Origin of the sequence: Serratia sp. BFP-2025 (genome assembly GCF_050880365.1) — a bacterium.
Taxonomy (GTDB): domain Bacteria; phylum Pseudomonadota; class Gammaproteobacteria; order Enterobacterales; family Enterobacteriaceae; genus Serratia; species Serratia surfactantfaciens.
In genome coordinates, this window is sequence record NZ_JBPAFV010000003.1 from 208064 (window position 1) to 227056 (window position 18993).

The window sequence follows — 18993 nt, forward strand, 5'->3', positions numbered from 1 at the left end:
ATGAGCAAAATCCCTTTGTATCTTGGTCAATTTGATCGCAGAAATTATCAGTCTTATCTCAAAGTTATCGTGCAGGAAACGCCTGTTGGTTGGCGCACGATCGAAAACCCTAAGAAATTGTTCCCTCGTACGGGAGAAGTTGAGTTTAACGAGACTGACGCTTTGCAACTTCGTAAGGATGAATGGGCTGCTTTTCATGTTGGACCCGGCATACGCAACAGAGCTCAGGCGAAACATGCCCGCCGTATTTATCCTTATTATGATTTATCTTCCGGCCAGTCGTTATTGGAAGTGCGTCGCCAATTGATTTTCAATGGCATAACGACAGATGGCGAACCAGGATTATGGGCTATCCGTTTTGGGCCGGATGGTCTGATTCTGGCGAATATGGCTGAGTCGAAATCAGGATATTTGATTCTTTCCAAAAGCCAGAACGTTTATGAATATGATTTCCATGAAGGTAGTGTGATTTCCGTATCCGGCATATCTGGAAGTGGAAAGTCATTTTATATGCCCGATGTCGATGCATCACCTGCTCGGATCCATGATTGGACGCCGGATAAGCAGTACATCGAAAACGTTATTCAACATCTTTCCTGCGCTGGTTTGACAGCCGAAATCGCTTCATGGCTCCGAGTGCACACAAATGAGCAAAATGGAAAATTAACTTCCGGCGTCGATGCTCTGCTGGCTGCCGCTCAAACGCTCCGGGCAGGAGAGTTGGCTAAGAAACTGGAGGAAGAGGATTCGCTGGCTCGTCAGTTTACCGAATCAGTGTTGAAGGACCAGCAGATTGCCTACCTTCTCGAGCATCAGATACAAAACATTGCGGAAGAAGAGCGAGTCGCGTTGCGCGCCGAACAGCATCAGGCGCTTGATAAAGAGTTTTCAGCTGAACGACTGCGACGTCGTGAAGCTATTGAAACGGAAATGGCCGTTTTGAAGAAGACAAGGAAAAGCGAGATCGAAGAAGAGATCGTACAATTACGCCAGCTCGAAGAAGAAAAATTGCAGATTGATTTCGCAGAAAAACAAGCGGATATAGAACGAACGCTCAAACAGGAAAAAGCACATCTCGAAAGCGAAATTAGCCGTCTGAAAGACACCAGCGCTGATTTATATGCTCAGAACGAAAATCAGCATCAGATACTGGCCTCCCTGACCTGCGAACGTGAAGTGTGTTTGGCGTCTTTAACAGATGTCGAAGGTCGTACTGCCCAGGCGAAAAATGAACTCAAGAAAATGGATATCGCTATTGCTGAGAAGGCTCGTCGTATGGCTTACTCAGCAATCCCCGAAGTACGCCTCCCGGCGCAAGCGAGAGTCGTATCCTGCGAAGAATTCGGTCATACCGTTAGAAAGAACAAGTTGCTGACGCCCGATGGAAAGATACTGATGACGCAATTTTTGGCGTTGATGTTGGCTGGCGAGTGTCCGTTGCTATATGGACCGGAAACACAAGACTTCCTTGCTATTGCCGAATCGCTGATTTCTTCGGGCCGCTCCATCCGGCTGGTTGCCGATCCGACGATAATTTCCTGTGAAGATCTTTGGGTTCGTGCGGGAAATAATATGGCTACGCCGCTTTATCAGGGTTTATTGTTGAGCGAGGCTTCTCACTCCCGAACGATCCTCGCCGTCATTGAACGTGTGGAATGTTCCGCTGCGCGTTTCTGGTTGCCAGCGCTGAAAGATCGATTAGACGGCGGCGATTTTCCCCGACGCTTTCTGATTTGCGGCACCATTGAAAACGAAGATTGTGAAGAAGCGGTGAAAATAAAGGAAAAACATCTTCGCCTGCGGATGGAAAACGTCGTCATTCGGGATGCGATTGCGCTGTCTCCTTTACATCTTTCTTTAGAAAATCATAGCGAGCTGGATCCTGGCCCTGCATCAGAAGGTTCGCTCCCAGACAAACTCGCTATCGCGGATGAAATGTCAGCTGGACGTCTGGATCTGGCAAATACCCTACGGGCGATGAGAACTGCACATGAATTCGCGCCTCTTGATGATAAAAACAAAGCCATATATCAGAAGTATTTAATCGATTTATATGCCGATTTACAGAATAACGATATGTACGCCAAATAAATTATAGGAGAAGGAAATCATGTTAGATCCGATTGGCGGTTTTCGCCGCATTCAGGACTTCTTCATTTCATATATAGAAACCAACTTCCGAATTGCCGATCCTTCCGTCGCGGCATCAAGACGCAATCTGTTGAACAGTAGCGGAGAATTTGCCGCAGAGCCATACATTGAACCTGTTTTACGGTATGAATCTTCTGATAAAACGCTAGAAGTTCTTGCCGAAATGGACGGTGGGCCGCTGAATAGTTTGTCTCATAAAGGCCGTAAGGCGTTCGCTGAATTAGCGTTATCTGGTCTGTTCGATGCGAAACCTGGTGATGAGGTCTGGCCGCGTCGTTCAGTCCATGCGCCATATAGCCACCAGATTCAAATGCTGGAGCGAGGTCTTTCTCCTGGTTGCCCCGGTATTGTTACATCGGGAACAGGTTCGGGAAAAACGGAAAGTTTTATGTTGCCTATACTGGCAGCACTATCGAATGAGGCTGCCAGCTGGGCCGCACCTTACGACGGTTATCTGCAAAATCGATGGTGGAACGGCGAAAAAACAAGCTGGGTTTCTCGTCGTGAAGGAGAAAAACGTCAGGCTGCAGTCAGGGCGCTGGTGCTTTACCCAATGAACGCTCTGGTTGAAGATCAAATGGCGCGTTTACGTAAAACGTTGGATTCAGATGACGCACGGCAGGTGATGGAGCATCACTTCGCAGGAAATCGGATCTTCTTCGGGCAATATACCAGCGCAACACCGGTTACCGGCTACGCCAGTCATCCTCGTATTTCTGGAGTCAAATCGGAAAAAAGTCGCCGTGCCCGTAATCTTGAAAAATTACGTAAGGCGTTGAAGCGAATTGATAGCGATCAGCAGGCTGCGCGTGCATTCGACGAAGAAAAAGGAAACGTTTCGGAAAAGACCCGATATATATTTCCTTCGACAGACGGTGGGGAAATGGTTTCTCGCTGGGATATGCAGGCAGCCCCGCCTGACGTTCTCGTCACTAACGCCTCAATGCTAGGGGCTATGCTTTCGCGAGAAGTTGAAGACGGTATTTTTGATGCTACGCGTGAATGGCTGATGAATAACAACGATGCGTACTTCTATCTGGTATTCGACGAGCTGCATTTAATGCGTGGTTCTGCTGGAACCGAAACCGCAATGTTGATTAAGTCGCTGATTATCAGACTCGGGCTTGATGACCCGAAACATCGTTACAAACTGCGTTTGCTGGCGTCGTCTGCATCCCTTCCGATGGATGGTGCGGATGGAGAACAATCACGGAAATACCTTCGGGATCTCTTTGCCCCCTTTGGTACTTGCCGTGACTCTCTGGATCCCGGTAGCGATAAGCCTGACTTCTGGCGTAATTGCGTTATTCAGGGAAAACCATATATACCACTAAAACCTGAAGGAAAAATCGCCGTGTGGCCTTTCGCCGCATTGATGCGGGTTGCCCTTGAGGGGCAGGAAAACGTCGTTCGTAATCTGAACATGACGGACGTGCTTAATCAGGCTTTGTCTAATGTCTTCTTGGCTCTGGGCGTGAAAGCGCAAAATGGCATGCAAGGCATTAAACAAGCAGCGGAAAAAGCAGCTGCGCTGCTGACCAATGCTTGCATAGAAGAAGGCAGCGAGTCGCCGCGAGCGATGCCGCCGGGGTTAATCATTGATAAGATTTTTATTAAGGAAGACACGGGTAATCAAGATGAATTGGAATTAGCATTGCGCGGGTTAATGCTGTTACGCGCGCTACCGGAATCTGGGATAGATTGCGAGAAACCTGCCAACGTCACTCCAGCTTTTCGCGTGCATACATTCGTCAGAAATATTGAGGGTTTCTTCGCCTCAGTATCGCCGGGAGAGCAAAAGGCGAAATTCTCCGATTTTTGTCTGGAACGAGGCTTGTCGCATGCGCCATCAACTCCAGACGGAAAACGTGGTCGCCGTTTGTTCGAAATGCTGTATTGTGAAGCGTGCGGTGAGTTACTGATCGGCGGTCAGAAGGGACAGAATCACGGTAAAACCATCGAATTATTACCTTCGGCGACCAATTTGGAAAGTCTTCCCGAACGCCCTGGTGCTGAATATTACGATGATATGACGCTAGAGGAGTTTGCGGTTTTCTGGCCTGTCGATATAGCCGGCCGGCCTCCGGTAGGTTGCGAAAAAGGTTGGGATGTCTGGGAAAAAGCGGCGCTTAATCCTGTTACAGGCATTGTGACCACTGGGGAGGAAATATCGACGCCGAATACTGACACAGTTCGCGGGTATCTCTATTTCCAGAATTCGGTTAAACCTAAAAAAGGTGAGCCTGCGAAGAAACCTTCTGCGCAACCTTTCTGCTGTCCTAATTGCGGCATTGACTATTCCAGTCGACCTGCCAGCAATCGTTCCAGAACGCCCATTCGTGCATTCCGTACTGGTGTGACGAAATCATCCCAACTGGTAGCTACGGAGCTATTTGAATTACTGCATGCGATCGGTGCGGAAGCAAAGAGTATTGTTTTCTCAGACAGCCGACAGGATGCGGCTTCGATGGCGCTGGAGATTGAACGTTTGCACTTGCGCGATCTGCGCAGGGAAATATTGGTAGCAGCAGCCAGAGCGATGCTTGAAGAAGCTGAAAAAAGTTACATATCAGAAGATATTATTAACGATAAAATGAACAAAGCCATGCTGGCTAGTGATGATGATGAATACGGTCGGCTATATGCTCTCAGAAATCATCAAGGGGCGGTTGCCAATCTTTGTAAGTATAAACGTATAAAAATAGACAGACTATTAGAATCTGAAGGTGATTCAATCGGAAGAATTACATCTGAACTGGTTGGACTGGGAATATCACCCTACAAATATCGCTCTAGTTCAGATGAGAATGATAGCAACGTTTGGTACTCTAATTTCATCAAGAAAGGTAAGGATATTAAATATAGCGAAACCCTTTCTTCTCATGAAAAAATGAAGATAAAAACAAAAATCTCAGGAGATCAGTTTGAGCTGATAGATGATGTTATCTTTGCTAATACATTCTTCGCGCTGGAAGAGACTGGATTGGCATATCCATGTATATCCGATAAAGACGATTCGCCAGAATTAGATGCATGGTTAAGAGTATTTTCAAGTGCTTATCGAGTTACGGATAATAAATATTTTGACTCTACCCGTACTCGTGATTGGTATGAAGGAAGCCATGTCGAAAAAGAGAAGGTTAAGCGCGTGGCCAGAGTTTTATTCGGTGATGGCCGATATCAAGATGGTTTAACGAATATCTTGAAGCAATTTTCTTTGCTTGAGCATAAGGCAGGGCGAATAAATATCGGTAAGTTGTTCCTCAAAATAAGTAAACCAGGTGATAATTACTGGCAATGCGGAAAATGTGGACGAATTCACTTACATTTAGGGTTTAAAAATTGTACTCGCTGTTTAACCCCACTTAATATCGAACCCAGCGGAGTTGTTGAAACGTTGTGGGAGGAAAATTTTCTTGGAAAACGCATTGCACGCGGAGAGCGAGACGGAGTTAAACGTTTTCGGCTGAATGTTGAAGAATTGACCGGGCAGACGGATGATTTCTCCGATCGTCTACGTAAGTTCAAGGGGATTTTCGTCGATAAGATGAGTGAACTTGAAAAGCTAGATGCGGAAATAGATATGCTTGCCGTTACCACGACAATGGAAGTCGGAATTGATATCGGTTCACTTCAGTCGGTTTATCAGGCCAACATGCCCCCTCAGCGCTTTAACTACCAGCAGCGCGTCGGTCGAGCTGGGCGACGCGGCCAAGCTTTTTCTTTTGTTATCACATTTTGTCGTGGGCGTACTCATGATGCATACTATTTTGCTCATCCTCATGCAATCACCGGCGATTCGCCGCCGCCGCCTTTCCTGGCGGTAGATCACGACGCCATTCCATTAAGACTCATGCGGAAAGTATGGCTTAGAGCTGCATTTAATCTTTTACGCGAAGAGGATTATAAAAATGGAACAACTTTCCCTGGAGATAAACTCATTCCGCCTGATATTCATGGTGAATATGTTTCTACGTATGATTACTATCATAGCGATGAAAAGAATTGGGCTGAACGATTGCTGGGAGCGTTGAAAACAACTCAGAATATACATGATCGCTTTATTGAGGCAGCAACGTTCGATCCAGAGCAAAAACGACGTCTTTATTCCGCATTAAATGCGGAAGGCATAATTGATGAAATCGATAAACTGAAACTTTACGTCCCTGAAGACGATATGGGGCTTGCACGTTTCCTGGCCGAACACGGTAAACTGCCGATGTATGGAATGCCGACGCGGGTACGAAACCTTTATTTGGGATTACGTAAAACAAAAGGTATAAACGCTCAAGAAGAATACGAATGGTCGACGATGGATCGCGATCTTGACCTCGCAGTTTTCGAGTATGCTCCTGGTTCTGTCTTGATCAAGGATAAGAAAAAGCATGAGGTAATAGGCTTCACAGGAAATTACCAGGAACCACAGATCCAGAACAACCGAATATCGGATCTTTCGGTGGTAGGCTCATGGCAGGAGTCGTGCAGCCATGTAGCAATTTGCCCTGCATGCGGTTCCGCCAAGCTGGAGCTACATAAACCTGACAACGACATTAATTGCGAGGATTGCCGAACGCCGATCAGTCCTGAAGAATTCAGGCTTTATATCACGCCAGCAGCTTTTCGCACGGATTTCAAACCCAAAGACGATATGGATAGTTTTATCCGTATGTCGTTGAAAACCACGGCGACAGTTTTGCATGAGGGTGTTCCAACAAAATGCGACTCTTTCACTGTACGACGCGGCGAAGTGACCATTCTTCGCCTCAATGATGGCCACATTAATGGAGAAAAGGAAGGTGAACGATTTACTATTGACCTGGTAAATGATCTAAAAGCACCAATGCCCTTTTCTACTTATTGTCCGTCAGTTAAAGGTGAACAGGCTATCGATTCAGGTTGGTTGGAGTCGCACAATAACCCGCGCTGGCAATGTAGCGGCAAGAAAAAAAGTTTTGGGCTTGTATCAAGCAAAGAGACAGAATCGCTTCATATCGAATTAACTAAATTCGATGCGCGCCTTAATCTGGACATGGTCGCCAGATACGGCGAGTACATGAATTTGCCTACGCGTGCTGCTGCTATTAGCGCGACCCAGATATTGACGCATAAGGCAGCGCTCTATCTGGATGTTTCGCCAGATGAATTCGAAATGCTTGAACCCCGACTGCATCTTGGTAAACCCATCTTGCAAATCGCCGACGCGTTGATCAATGGTTCAGGGTTATGCAGACGACTTGCCGAGCCAGCCATCGCTGGCGGTCCGCCTTTGATCGTCACATTATTGCATGAGATTCTGGAAGATAAGTGCGTCTGGCCAATGGTTGACTTTCTGAAGAAGGCTCATCCTGCTCAATGTCAAACGGCCTGTTACAAGTGCATACAGCGCTATGGCAACCGTCGGTATCACGGCTTGCTGGACTGGCGTTTAGGTATGGCCTATTTACGGGCGATGGTTATGCCCGAATTCGCATGTGGTCTGAACGCCGCCGACTGGAGTCAGCCAGAGATGAAAGGATGGCGAAAAAGAGCGTTTGAGTTAGCGGAAGACGTCGAGGCGTTACGACCAGCAACGATCAAATTGTCAAAAGAGTATTCGTTACCTGTTCTTATCGAAATACAGGATGGGAAAGAACTTTGGAGAGCGGCCGTAACGCATCCTTTATGGCAATGGAGAGATGCCGAACGTGATGCTCTGATTGACTCTTTTGGATTGGCTGGCGGGGAGTCGCCACTACTATTCATTGATACGTTTGAACTGGAAAGACGACCGCTGCGTGCGCTGGTGAACCTTAAGCGGAGTTAAAATATCGCAATAGCGTTTGTTGTTACTGGTTGGTGTTTTTAGTCGAAGGCGCTTTTAATACGAAAGCGCTTTTAAGCCACGGCATAACATAGTGAGGTTATCCAGCAGTTAACTCATCGAGTTATCGAATGCGTTAACTATGCCAGGCTGGGGAGAAAATTATTACCTTGGTGAATGTGTTTATAGTTATATGTAAGCCAGAACTATTAGATTTGCCGGAGTGATAAGAACGGCAAAAAACTAATACCGTTCTTATTATTTATTTTTTGCCTTATCAGTTCTGGCACTCCATCTGCCGCAGTGCGCGGCCATAAAGGTTGCACAGGGCGGGCACCAAGTGAGCTATAGCATTGAGGTAGTGATTCAGTTGTGCCCACTGGGTGTCATCGGGCTGAGGGCTCCTTTGCAGCAGATCATCGAACAGCATCAGCCCATGGCAAAGACCTTCCGCATGTTCCGCTGAAAGTGCAGCAAGGTCGAGAAGCTGTGTGGAAGTAAGTTCATGAAGATCGAGTTGGCTGAACAGTTCGCGGTAGAGAGTGATGGTGTTAGTGGCGGGTTCTGATGTGAAAATGTTTTCCATGTGGCTGTTCTCCTTAGTGTGGTGCGCTGCTACCACATGAGACGCTAAACCCATGGTGGTAGCCCAAACGGAGTTAGCGTTACCGGACACTAAGGAAACCGGCGCTTCTTGCGAAGCCTCCGCCTGGGCCACCATAATTCTGGATGTTCAAGGCCCCAGCATTATATACATAATGCTGCTTAGTGTATGTGTTCGGAACGCTAACTCCGGCTACGAATTTTGTTGCAGCGAGGAAAATTATATCGTTGTGCCATTGGCGATAAAATAGCCTGTCTAAATTTACAGGTAGTTACTGCCAATATTGGAATAGAGATCGCAGTAATTAATTTCTATACCCCATTTATCTATGGTCTCAATATCTTAATCAATGGAAATCCGTTAAAACATTTGCAATGTCGATAGGTTACGATATATTCATTAAGATTATTTTTTTTCTGTGAGTATTCGTATGCTGTATGCCGTAATTGCAGAGATGGACAAATCCAAATGGAATGATAAGCCCGGTATGGAGTATCACTTCCCTAAGCGTTACGCAAAAATGCTCATACCCGGAACTCGCGTGGTCTACTACAAAGGCCAGATTAAGGACAGGAGTTACCGGCCGCTGCGGCTTTCTGATAAACCACATTATTTTGCGATAGCTACCATTGGCAGTGTCTATTCGGACCCCAATGCAAAACGTGGCGATTTATATGCTGTGGTGACTGACTTTCAGCCATTCACTGAGGCCGTGTTGGCAAAGAAGGGTGAAAACTACTTTGAGTCTATTCCTTCTAATCGCGAATCAAACTACTGGTACGATGGTGTACGTCTCATAACCGAAGAAATATTTAAAACGATAGTAGAGCATGCAGAGCTTAGTGCAGTAGTAGTGCCGGAAGAGAAGGCGGTGGAAGAGGAAGGGGATTACAACGACAGTTTTGAGTCCGAAGCAACCCATCTTGAAGGTGCAAAAATCAGCTACTTCACGACCAAATACGAACGTAAGCCACTGTTAAAGAACCAAGCAGTGAAATTACATGGCACTACATGTTGCGTCTGCGGTTTCAACTTCAAGGCATTTTATGGTGAGTATGCAGAGGGATTTATCCACATCCATCATTTGTTGCCGGTCTCGGAGCTTGGCGGTGAGAAACCCGTTAATCCAGCTACAGATTTGGTGCCGGTCTGCGCTAATTGCCACAGTATCATCCATCGTAAAAAAGATAGAACCCTCTCTATTGATGAACTCAAAGAAATGATCCAGCAGCAGAAGGGGTGAGTCTGAGCTTACGACGTAATCTGTGCCAAGGTTGAGCGATCATTCTGTCTCAAAACACTAGAGCCAACTTCCCGCCAAATCAATAAGGCTGCAAATCTGCAGCCTTATTCAATGAACTTACAAACCCAACCTACCCCAAATCCCCCCCATTGCTGGCGATCACCTTTTTATACCACCAGAACGATTTCTTGCGGGTGCGGGCGAGGGTGCCGTTGCCCTGGTCGTCGCGGTCGACGTAGACAAAGCCGTAGCGCTTGCTCATTTCGCCGGTCGAGGCCGCCACCAGGTCGATGCAGCCCCAGGTGGTGTAACCCAGCACCGGCACGCCGTCGGCGATGGCGTCGGCCATGGCGCGGATGTGTTCGCGCAGGTAGCTGATGCGGTAGTCGTCCTCAATCTCGCCTGCTGCATTGAACTCGTCGTGCGCGCCCAGGCCGTTTTCCACCAGGAACAGCGGCTTTTGGTAGCGGTCGTACATCATGTTCATGGTGATGCGCAGCCCCAGCGGATCGATGCCCCAGCCCCAGTCGCTGCGCGGCAGGTGCGGGTTCGCCAGCGATTTCACCACGTTGGCGGCGCTGCTGTTGTGGTCGTTCATGTCGGCGGAGGCGCAGCGCGAGGCGTAGTAGCTGAAGGAGACGAAGTCGACGGTGTGCTTCAGGATGTCGGCGTCTTCTGGCGCCATTGCGATGCTGACGCCTTTCTCGCGGAAGACGCGGGTAGCGTAGGAGGGGTAAGCGCCGCGCGCCTGCACGTCGATAAAGAACAGGTTCTCGCGGTCTTTCTCCAGCGCGGCCCACACGTCTTCCGGCTTGCTGGACCACGGGTAGAAGTTGCCGCCGGCCAGCATGCAGCCCACTTGGTTGCCGGGGTTCACTTCGTGGGCGATGCGCGTCGCCAGCGCGCTGGCCACCAGTTCGTGGTGCGCGGCCTGGTATTTCACCTGTTCGGGGTTTTCGCCCGCTTCAAACACCAGCCCCGCGCCGGAGAACGGGCTGTGCAGCAGGATGTTGATCTCGTTGAAGGTGAGCCAGTATTTCACCAGCCCGTCGAAGGCTTCGAAGCAGGTGCGGGCGTAGCGGGTGAAGAACTCCACCATCCTACGGCTGCGCCAGGAGCCGTATTCGGTCACCAGGTGCATCGGCACGTCGAAATGGCACAGGGTCACCAGCGGCTCGATGCCGTATTGGCGGCACTCTTCGAACAGGCTGCGGTAGAAGGCGATGCCTTCGGGGTTGGGCGTCAGCTCGTCGCCGTTGGGGTAAATCCGGCTCCAGGCGATGGAGGTGCGGAACACGGTAAAGCCCATCTCCGCCATCAGCGCGATGTCGTCGCGGTAGCGGTGGTAGAAATCGATGGCGTCGTGGCTGGGATAAAACTCGTCGTCGCGCAGGCTAAAGCGCTTCTCCAGCCCGAGTTTGACCGCCATGCGGTTGGTGCCGTGCGGGAGCATATCGACGGTGGTCAGCCCTTTGCCGCCCTCGCGATAGCCGCCTTCCGCCTGGTTGGCGGCCAAAGCGCCGCCCCATAAAAATCCTTTAGGGAATGTTGAATCGGACATGCAATCCTCTGGTGTCTCATTGCGTTGCGCTGGCGGCGTTCGCCGCCGGTGCGGTTTGGCCGGGCGCGGCGGCGTTTTCCGGCAGATCCTCGAAGCCCAGCATCAGCGTGAGCGCGAACGACAGCACCACCGAGAGCGCCATCACCGCCACCACCCATACGATGCTCATCGGGTTGGCCGGATCGAAGAACTGCACGCTGGTGAACAGCCCGGGCGAGGCCATCGAATGGCTGGCCAGCCCGCCGATGCCGGCGACCGCACCGCAGACGAAGCCGCTGATCAGGCTGGCGATCAGCGGCCGTTTCAGGCGCACCGCCACGCCGTACAGTGCCGGTTCGGAAATCCCCGCCACGATGGCGGAGGCCGCGGCGGCCAGCGCGGTCTGGCGCAGTTCGCGGTTCTTGGTTTTCAGCGCCACCGCCAGCGAAGCGCCGCCCAGCGACAGGTTGGCGCCGATCTCCGAAGGCATCACCATGCCCTCTTTGCCGGTCTCGGCGATGGTCTGGATGATGGTCGGGGTGAAGACCCGGTGCATGCCGGTGATCACCAGCAGCGGCCAAATCGCCCCCATAATGGCCACGGAAAGCCAGCCCAGGTAGCCGTGCACGGTGTACACCAGCGCAGAGATGCCGCTGCCGATCCAGATGCCGAGCGGCCCGATAAGCAGAATGGCGATCGGCGCGGCGATCAGCACGATCAGCATCGGCTTGAGGAAGTTCTTGGTCACCGCCGGGGTGATGCGATCCACCCCGCGTTCGATGTGCGACAGGATCCAGGTCATCACCAGCGCCGGGATCACCGTGTAGGTGTATTTCACCGCCGTCACCGGGATGAAGGCGAATTCCACCGCCTGGCCCTGCGCCGCCTTGGCCATCAGATCGATAAAGTTGGGATGCACCAGCACCCCGGCGATGGCGATCGCCAATGACATGTTGGTTTTGAACTTCAGCGCCGCCGAGGCGGCGACCATCACCGGCAGGAAGAAGAACGCGCCGTCGCCGATCACGTTGAGGATGACGAGGGTCGAGGAGCCTTTCTCGAATACCCCGGCCATATCCAGGATCATCGCCAGCAGCTTCACCATCGAGCCGCCGATGATGGCGGGGATCAGGGGCGACATGGTGCCCACCAGCGCGTCGAGAATGCCGGCGCCGATGCCCTTCAGGGTGAGCTGGCGTTTTACCGGGGCGGCGGGGGCCGCCGCGCCCGGCATGCCGAGCGCCAGCACCGCCTGATAGGCCTTGGCCACCTCGTTGCCGATGATCACCTGGCACTGCTCGCCGCTGTGCACCACGCCCAGCACGCCGTCGATGGCCTTCAGCGCCGGTGTGTCGATCCGCGTTTTGTCTTTCACCACGAATCTCAGGCGGGTCATGCAGTGGGTCACGGCCTCGATATTGCCCGCGCCGCCCAGGGCGGCCACGATGGTGTGCGAAATCTCTGCGTAGTTCTTCGGCATGGCGTGTCGTCTCTCAGATAGCAATTCGGATAGCCTAAAGGCGAATATTTACTGCCTGGGCGATCCGTCGTTCCATCCGTATGAAACGCCCATAAGAAACCGGTTTCACAAAATCATGTATTGGTGTTTTGTTGTTGGCAAGAACTATGGTTTTTGGCGTTGCGTTTTCGTGATCTGGAACGTCAGGGATAAGTGCGCACCGATGTGCAGGGGCGTGAAAACGTTCCAAACGCCGGGCGTCTTGGGTAGACTGCGCTGAACCCATGGATTTTGGCGGCGCACAGATGGCAACGATACTCGAGGTGGCGAAAAAGGCCGGCGTTTCAAAGGCGACGGTGTCGCGCGTTTTGTCCGGCAGCGGCTATGTCAGCGAGGAGAAACGCGCGTTGGTGGAAAAAGCCATCGCGGAAACCGGCTATCGGCCCAACCTGCTGGCGCGCAGCCTGGCGACCAACACCACCCAAACCCTCGGCCTGGTGGTCACCAACACCCTCTACAGCGGCAACTATTTCAGCGAACTGATGGCGCAGTCGGCGCGCATCATGGAGGCGAACGGCCGCCAACTGATCCTGGCGGACGGCAAGCACACTGCCGAAGAGGAGCGGGCCGCCATTCAGTTTTTGCTGGATCTGCGCTGCGACGGGGTGATCATCTACCCGCGTTTTCTGTCGATCGCGGAAATGGACGAGATCGTCTCCCAACACCGCCAGCCGATTCTGGTGATCAACCGGCGGCTGCGGCGGAACGACAGCTACTGCATCTTCAGCGATCAGCACGCCGCCGGCGCGGCGGCGGTGGCGCACCTGATCGCGCGCGGGCATCGCGACATCGCCTTTATCACCGGCTCGCTCGATTCCCCTACCGGGCTGGAGCGTCTTTCCGGCTATAAATCCGCGCTGGCGCAGCAGGGCATTGCGGTTAATGAGGCGTTGATCGTCGAGGGGAAATGGCACGCGCAAAGCGGCGTGGCGGCGGTCGATGCGCTGCTGGCCGGCGGGCAGCCGTTCAGCGCCATCGTCGCCGGCAACGACGAAATGGCCATCGGCGCGATGAAGCGGCTGGCGGAGCGCGGCGTGGCGGTGCCGGAGGCGGTATCGGTCATCGGCTTCGACGACATCCCATTGGCGCCCTATACCGTGCCGTCGCTGTCGAGCATGAAGATGCCGGTCACCGAGATGATCCAGGAGACCGTCAACCGCCTGCTGTCGATGCTGGACGGCGGCGAACTGAGCAAGCGCCCCAGCTTCCCGGCCAGCCTGATCGAGCGCGAGTCGGTGGCGGCGGGGCCGTATTGGGGGGATGTATAATGAGTTATTTTATAATCGAGCACTCCACCATGTTGAAATAAACGCACATCGGAATGTTAATCTGCCTTTGGAGCATACCGAGGGTAGCTCATGCTATTAAATACACATATTTATAATTTGGTTTTTATAATTTTAATTAAGTTTCCTGTTAATTCTATTTTTTATCTGTTTTAGCGCATTGATGAGTTTTCAGCTTGATTGCAAGATCTACTATTTCTAATAAATAATTATAATGGTCTGCGATTTTCTTTAAGAACATTGCCCCAAGTGATAAACCAAGTAAGATGGCCAGTGCATAAATGGTTATGTCATCTGAGTATCCGTGGTTTCGATTTGTTATTGAGTTATTGTTTAGTAACTTATCAATGACTCCTGTTTCTTTTATGTATGTATAAATAAGCCCGAACATAGATATAACTGCTGTTTTCTCCCCGAAAAAAGCACTTATCCTTTTTGAAATTCTTGATGATTTTTTATTTAACCAAAAAGACAGATGATTTAACTCATCTACCTCATAAGGCGCCAATTTTTTTGCATATTCTTGGTCGTAGTCTATTTCTGCTATTAGGTTATTGATTTCTTCTTTTTTCCAGTTTTTTAAATTAAAAGCTTCATTGGTGATTGATATTATTATTGCCAGATGCCCTGATATCACGCATAAAATAGCAAGCAATTGTTCAATACTTACTAAGGTACCAATTTTTTCTGTTCTTATATTGGTTGTTTCATTTGAAAGCAGACTGGGAAGCCAAATTAACATTGTGAGAAAAAAAGAAACACAGCTGGTGATAAATAACCAGCGGGTTATTTTGCTAACGATTTTACTAATTTTACTTTTTGCTGGTGGGGGCTTGTAGGGGGAAAATGATTTAATAATTGATAACAATTGATTGATTCGAAACATTTCACTTCCTTATACTTTATAGTAATGAGTTGTTTAACCTATGATAGTATCATGGATAATGAATTTAACAACGTTGAAATGCCGGTCATCATCGATTTTTAATTGAAGTTTGATGTTTGCTTTCTGAGTTTAAACTAAATTCAATGCTATAATCTCTTTCATAGTTAATTTGTCAAAGAGGATGAGTGGAAACCCATCCTTTTATCATTCGATTTACAGTACTAATTACCCCAACCCCCCAATCCTGCCCCGAATCTCTTCCTCCGGCAGATCCACACCAATAAATACCAAGGTGCTCTTGCGCTCTTCCTCAGGCAGCCACTCCCGATCCCAGTCGGCGTTATACAGCCGCTGCACGCCCTGGAATAGCAGGCGGCGCGGCTCGTCTTCGATAGACAGAATGCCTTTGTAGCGCAGCAGGTTATCGGCGTATTCCAGCAGCAGGCCTTCCATTACTTCGGAGATTTGCATCAGCGGCAGCGGGCGCTCCAGCGTCACTACGATCGAGCGGATGTCGCTCTGCGGCTGTGGGATGCGGCGGAACAGCGGGGCGGGCGGCGTCAGGTTGAGCTTGTCGTTCAGCGTAAAGCCTTCGATGTCGAACAGCACGCTCAGATCGATGTCGCCGTGCGTCACCTGGTAGACCGGCGCGCGGGCGTTCATCCGCTGCAGTCGCTGGATCAGCGCCTCGCAGTCCGGCGCCACGTCGGTTTTGGTCAGCAGAAGGCGGTCGGCGTAACCCACCTGCGCCTGGGCGATGCTGAACTGGCTCAGCTGCTGCTCGGCGTGTGCCGCGTCCACCAGGGTGATGATGCCGTCCAGCAGGAAGCGCTCGCACAGGATCTCGTGCGAGAAAAAGGTCTGGGTAATCGGGCCGGGATCGGCCATGCCGGTGCATTCGATGATCAGCCGGTCGAACGCCAGCTGGCCGCTGTCGACGCCGTCCAGCAGATCCAGCAGCGCGTCTGCCAGTTCGTTGGACTTGCTGCAGCAGATGCAGCCGTTGCTCAACGTGGTGATGCGGCTGGCGCGATCGCCGATCAGCGCGTTGTCGATCGGCACTTCGCCGAACTCGTTCTCGATGACCGCGATTTTATAGCCGTGTTCGGCGTTCAGGATGTGGCGCAGCAGGGTGGTTTTGCCGGCGCCCAAAAAGCCGGTCAGGATGGTGACTGCAATGGGTTTCATACGGGTCCTTGTGACTGCGGGTTAACAGCAGCGCATGCCGCCTTTGCCGTCGCCGCCGTAGCGCGCTTGCTGGCGCTCGCGGAAAAATTCTTTATAGGTCATCACCGGCTTGTCCGGGTGGTTGTCTTTCATGTGCTGGACGTAGGTATCGTAGTCAGGCACGCCCACCAACATGCGCGCCGCCTGCCCGAGGTACTTCCCCGCCTGGCCGAGATTTCCGAACATAAGCCTTCTCCAACTTTACCCTGCATCACTACAGCGGTTGCTTAAGCCTGATATTAGGGGAAGCCGGGGGATGGGGTTCCCGCAGGGATGCCCCACCTCCGGGTCGCCCCGGGTATCTCGATTGCATCGCGCCGCACGCCTGGCATCTTGCGATGCACAGGCCGTGCGGCTTTGGGTACTACTTAACGTTTATTATGCAGGGTATCCGTTAAATCACATCAATGCTGGGTCGAAACTTTGACCTCCCCCTCAGTTACGCCGTCGGCGGGCGCGGCCTGCGGCACCGGCACGTAAGGCGTTTCCTGGTCGGTGCGTTTCGGGTTCTTGTGCGCCGCCATCGCGGTTTTCACCCCGTAGAAGATGATGCTGTACACCACCAGCAGGAACAGAATGCTCAGCCCGGCGTTGGTGTAGTTGTTCACCACGATGTGGTTCATGTTGGCGATCTGCTGGGCGCTCAGCTCGGCGCCGCCTTCGGCGATCTTGCGCTTGTATTCGCCGGCCAGGAAGAAGAAGCCTTCCAGCTGTGGGTTGTCGCTGAACAGCTTCAGGCCCAGCGCGTAGGTGGTGCAGATCAGCAGCCACACCGCCGGTAGCACGGTCACCCAGATGTATTGGGTGCGCTTCATCTTAATCAGCACCACGGTGCCCAGCACCAGCGCCACGGCGGCCAGCATCTGGTTGGAGATGCCGAACAGCGGCCACAGGCTCTTCACGCCGCCGAGCGGATCCACCACGCCCTGATACAGCAGGTAGCCCCACAGCCCGACGCAGCCGGCGGTACCGACGATGCCGGCCACCAGCGAGTCGGTTTTCTTCAGGAACGGCACGAAGTTGCCGAGCAGATCCTGCAGCATAAAGCGGCCGGAGCGGGTGCCGGCGTCCAGCGCGGTCAGGATGAACAGCGCCTCGAACAGAATGCCGAAGTGGTACCAGAAGCCCATGTTGGCGCCCGGAATGATCTGGTGGAACACGTGGGCGATGCCCACCGCCAGCGTTGGCGCGCCGCCGGCGCGGTTCAGCACCGAAGGTTCGCCGATGTCGGTGGCAGTCTGCAGGATCTGTTCCGGGCTGATGACGAAGCCCCAGGAGCTGACCGCCGCCGCCGCGTGCACGGTCACGTCCTTCAGCGAAGCCATGATCATCGGCGCGTCTTCGGTGCCCAGGCGGTGCAGATCCGGCATGGTGATGCCCAGCGCCGCCGGCGGGGTGTTCATGGCGAAGTACAGGCCCGGTTCGATGATGGAAGCCGCCACCAGCGCCATGATGGCGACGAAGGACTCCATCAGCATTGCGCCGTAGCCGATAAAGCGCGCGTCGGTCTCATTGGCCAGCAGCTTCGGCGTGGTGCCGGAGGCGATCAACGCATGGAAGCCGGAGACCGCGCCGCAGGCGATGGTGATGAACAGGAACGGGAACAGGGTGCCTTTCCACACCGGGCCGGTGCCGTCGACGAACTGGGTCACCGCCGGCATTTTCAGCTCAGGGTTGAGGATCACGATGCCGATCGCCAGCCCGACGATCACGCCGATTTTCAGGAAGGTGGCCAGGTAGTCGCGCGGCGCCAGGATCAGCCATACCGGCAGTAGGGCGGAGACGAACGCGTAGCCGATCAGCGTGAAGGTGATGGTGGTGTCTTTAAAGGTCAGCGCCGGGCCCCAGTACGGGTCGTGCGCCACCACGCCGCCGAACCAGATGGCGGCTACCAGCAGCACGATGCCGATGACTGACACTTCACCCACGCGGCCGGGGCGCAGATAGCGCATGTAGATGCCCATAAACAGCGCGATCGGTACGGTGGAGCAGACGGTGAACACGCCCCACGGGCTTTCCGCCAGCGCTTTCACCACGATCAGCGCTAGCACCGCCAGGATGATGATCATGATCAGGAAGCAGCCGAACAGCGCGATGGTGCCCGGTATCGGCCCCATCTCTTTTTTGATGATCTCACCGAGCGAGGCGCCGTTGCGGCGCGAGGAGATGAACAGCACCATAAAGTCCTGCACCGCCCCCGCCAGCACCACGCCGCCCAGCAGCCACAGCGTGCCGGGCAGGTAGCCGACCTGCGCGGCCAGCACCGGCCCCACCAGCGGCCCAGCGCCGGCGATGGCGGCGAAGTGGTGGCCGAACAGCACGTTCTTGTTGGTCGGCACGTAGTTCAGGCCGTCGTTGTTGACCACCGCCGGCGTGGCGCGGCCGGCGTCCAGCTTCATCACCTTGGTGGCGATGTACAGGCTGTAGTAGCGGTAGGCCACCAGATACACCGCCACCGAAGCGACGACGATCCACAGCGCGCTGATGTGTTCGCCGCGGCGCAGCGCCACCACGCCAAGGCAGGCTGCGCCGAGTATCCCCAGCAGCATCCACGGAATGTGCTTTAAAATCCCCTCTCGTTTCATGAGGTATCCTTAATTCCAGTCTGCAAAATATGAATGAACTCATCCGCTTGTAAGAGATGTCAGAGTGGCGCGGTGAGCCGTAGCGTCTTTCCCGAGGTAAGGCGGGTTTAGGAACAGCTCATCATCGCCGGGGGTAAGGGGGGAAGACAGGC

Annotated in this window: 11 protein-coding genes and 1 pseudogene; 4 read left to right on the top strand and 8 right to left on the bottom strand. The window is 52.6% G+C overall.

What is annotated here, in order from left to right:
* Together ACRAWE_RS19055 and ACRAWE_RS19060 are read left to right on the top strand one after the other, a co-directional pair.
* Nucleotides 1-2091 carry a hypothetical protein gene (locus tag ACRAWE_RS19055; protein ID WP_432525745.1) on the top strand — a complete coding sequence of 697 codons (2091 nt, stop codon included), beginning with the start codon at nt 1-3 and terminating at the stop codon, nt 2089-2091.
* 19 nt (nt 2092-2110) lie between these two features.
* Nucleotides 2111-7954 (top strand): DEAD/DEAH box helicase, encoded by a 5844-nt coding sequence (locus ACRAWE_RS19060; protein WP_432525746.1) that lies wholly within the window; start codon nt 2111-2113, stop codon nt 7952-7954.
* A gap of 274 nt (nt 7955-8228) precedes the next feature.
* Here the strand turns inward: ACRAWE_RS19060 and ACRAWE_RS19065 are convergent, their stop codons facing one another.
* Both ACRAWE_RS19065 and ACRAWE_RS19070 read right to left on the bottom strand, forming a co-directional pair.
* On the bottom strand, nt 8229-8537 hold the full coding sequence (locus ACRAWE_RS19065; RefSeq protein WP_162997457.1) for a hypothetical protein: 309 nt from the start codon (nt 8535-8537) through the stop codon (nt 8229-8231).
* A 54-nt stretch (nt 8538-8591) separates the two neighbouring features.
* Nucleotides 8592-8672 (bottom strand): annotated as a pseudogene (locus ACRAWE_RS19070) (ash family protein); the annotation flags it as partial.
* Between the two features lie 313 nt (nt 8673-8985).
* Between ACRAWE_RS19070 and ACRAWE_RS19075 the strand changes: the two are divergent.
* Nucleotides 8986-9798, top strand: a complete 813-nt coding sequence (locus ACRAWE_RS19075; RefSeq protein WP_432525747.1) for an HNH endonuclease — start codon at nt 8986-8988, stop codon at nt 9796-9798.
* Nucleotides 9799-9928: 130 nt separating this feature from the next.
* Here ACRAWE_RS19075 and ACRAWE_RS19080 read toward each other — a convergent pair whose 3' ends face one another.
* Together ACRAWE_RS19080 and ascF are read right to left on the bottom strand one after the other, a co-directional pair.
* Nucleotides 9929-11359 (bottom strand): 6-phospho-beta-glucosidase, encoded by a 1431-nt coding sequence (locus ACRAWE_RS19080; RefSeq protein WP_432525749.1) that lies wholly within the window; start codon nt 11357-11359, stop codon nt 9929-9931.
* A gap of 16 nt (nt 11360-11375) precedes the next feature.
* Entirely contained in the window at nt 11376-12818 is a 1443-nt protein-coding gene (ascF, locus tag ACRAWE_RS19085) for a PTS cellobiose/arbutin/salicin transporter subunit IIBC (protein ID WP_432525750.1), read from the bottom strand.
* 284 nt (nt 12819-13102) lie between these two features.
* Between ascF and ACRAWE_RS19090 the strand changes: the two genes are divergently transcribed.
* On the top strand, nt 13103-14125 hold the full coding sequence (locus tag ACRAWE_RS19090) for a LacI family DNA-binding transcriptional regulator (RefSeq protein WP_432525751.1): 1023 nt from the start codon (nt 13103-13105) through the stop codon (nt 14123-14125).
* 154 nt (nt 14126-14279) lie between these two features.
* Here the strand turns inward: ACRAWE_RS19090 and ACRAWE_RS19095 are convergent, their stop codons facing one another.
* From ACRAWE_RS19095 to ACRAWE_RS19110, 4 genes are all read right to left on the bottom strand, one after another.
* Nucleotides 14280-15029, bottom strand: coding sequence for a hypothetical protein (locus ACRAWE_RS19095; protein ID WP_342139837.1), 750 nt, complete (start codon nt 15027-15029; stop codon nt 14280-14282).
* Nucleotides 15030-15254: 225 nt separating this feature from the next.
* Nucleotides 15255-16217 carry a GTPase gene (gene yjiA / locus ACRAWE_RS19100; protein ID WP_432525752.1) on the bottom strand — a complete coding sequence of 321 codons (963 nt, stop codon included), beginning with the start codon at nt 16215-16217 and terminating at the stop codon, nt 15255-15257.
* 21 nt (nt 16218-16238) lie between these two features.
* A complete protein-coding gene (locus ACRAWE_RS19105; protein ID WP_004953088.1) occupies nt 16239-16442 on the bottom strand; it encodes a YbdD/YjiX family protein in 204 nt (67 codons plus the stop codon).
* A 218-nt stretch (nt 16443-16660) separates the two neighbouring features.
* On the bottom strand, nt 16661-18841 hold the full coding sequence (locus tag ACRAWE_RS19110; RefSeq protein ID WP_060430817.1) for a carbon starvation CstA family protein: 2181 nt from the start codon (nt 18839-18841) through the stop codon (nt 16661-16663).
* Between the last annotated feature and the right edge of the window lie 152 nt (nt 18842-18993).

Excerpts from the sequence above, each read along its gene's own strand:
- ACRAWE_RS19095 (WP_342139837.1), bottom strand. The coding sequence starts at position 15,029 with ATGTTTCGAATCAATCAATTGTTATCAATTATTAAATCATTTTCCCCC.
- ACRAWE_RS19110 (WP_060430817.1), bottom strand. The coding sequence starts at position 18,841 with ATGAAACGAGAGGGGATTTTAAAGCACATTCCGTGGATGCTGCTGGGG.
- ACRAWE_RS19090 (WP_432525751.1), top strand. The coding sequence starts at position 13,103 with ATGGCAACGATACTCGAGGTGGCGAAAAAGGCCGGCGTTTCAAAGGCG.
- ACRAWE_RS19105 (WP_004953088.1), bottom strand. The coding sequence starts at position 16,442 with ATGTTCGGAAATCTCGGCCAGGCGGGGAAGTACCTCGGGCAGGCGGCG.
- ACRAWE_RS19075 (WP_432525747.1), top strand. The coding sequence starts at position 8,986 with ATGCTGTATGCCGTAATTGCAGAGATGGACAAATCCAAATGGAATGAT.
- ACRAWE_RS19055 (WP_432525745.1), top strand. The coding sequence starts at position 1 with ATGAGCAAAATCCCTTTGTATCTTGGTCAATTTGATCGCAGAAATTAT.
- ACRAWE_RS19060 (WP_432525746.1), top strand. The coding sequence starts at position 2,111 with ATGTTAGATCCGATTGGCGGTTTTCGCCGCATTCAGGACTTCTTCATT.
- ascF (WP_432525750.1), bottom strand. The coding sequence starts at position 12,818 with ATGCCGAAGAACTACGCAGAGATTTCGCACACCATCGTGGCCGCCCTG.
- ACRAWE_RS19065 (WP_162997457.1), bottom strand. The coding sequence starts at position 8,537 with ATGGAAAACATTTTCACATCAGAACCCGCCACTAACACCATCACTCTC.
- ACRAWE_RS19080 (WP_432525749.1), bottom strand. The coding sequence starts at position 11,359 with ATGTCCGATTCAACATTCCCTAAAGGATTTTTATGGGGCGGCGCTTTG.
- yjiA (WP_432525752.1), bottom strand. The coding sequence starts at position 16,217 with ATGAAACCCATTGCAGTCACCATCCTGACCGGCTTTTTGGGCGCCGGC.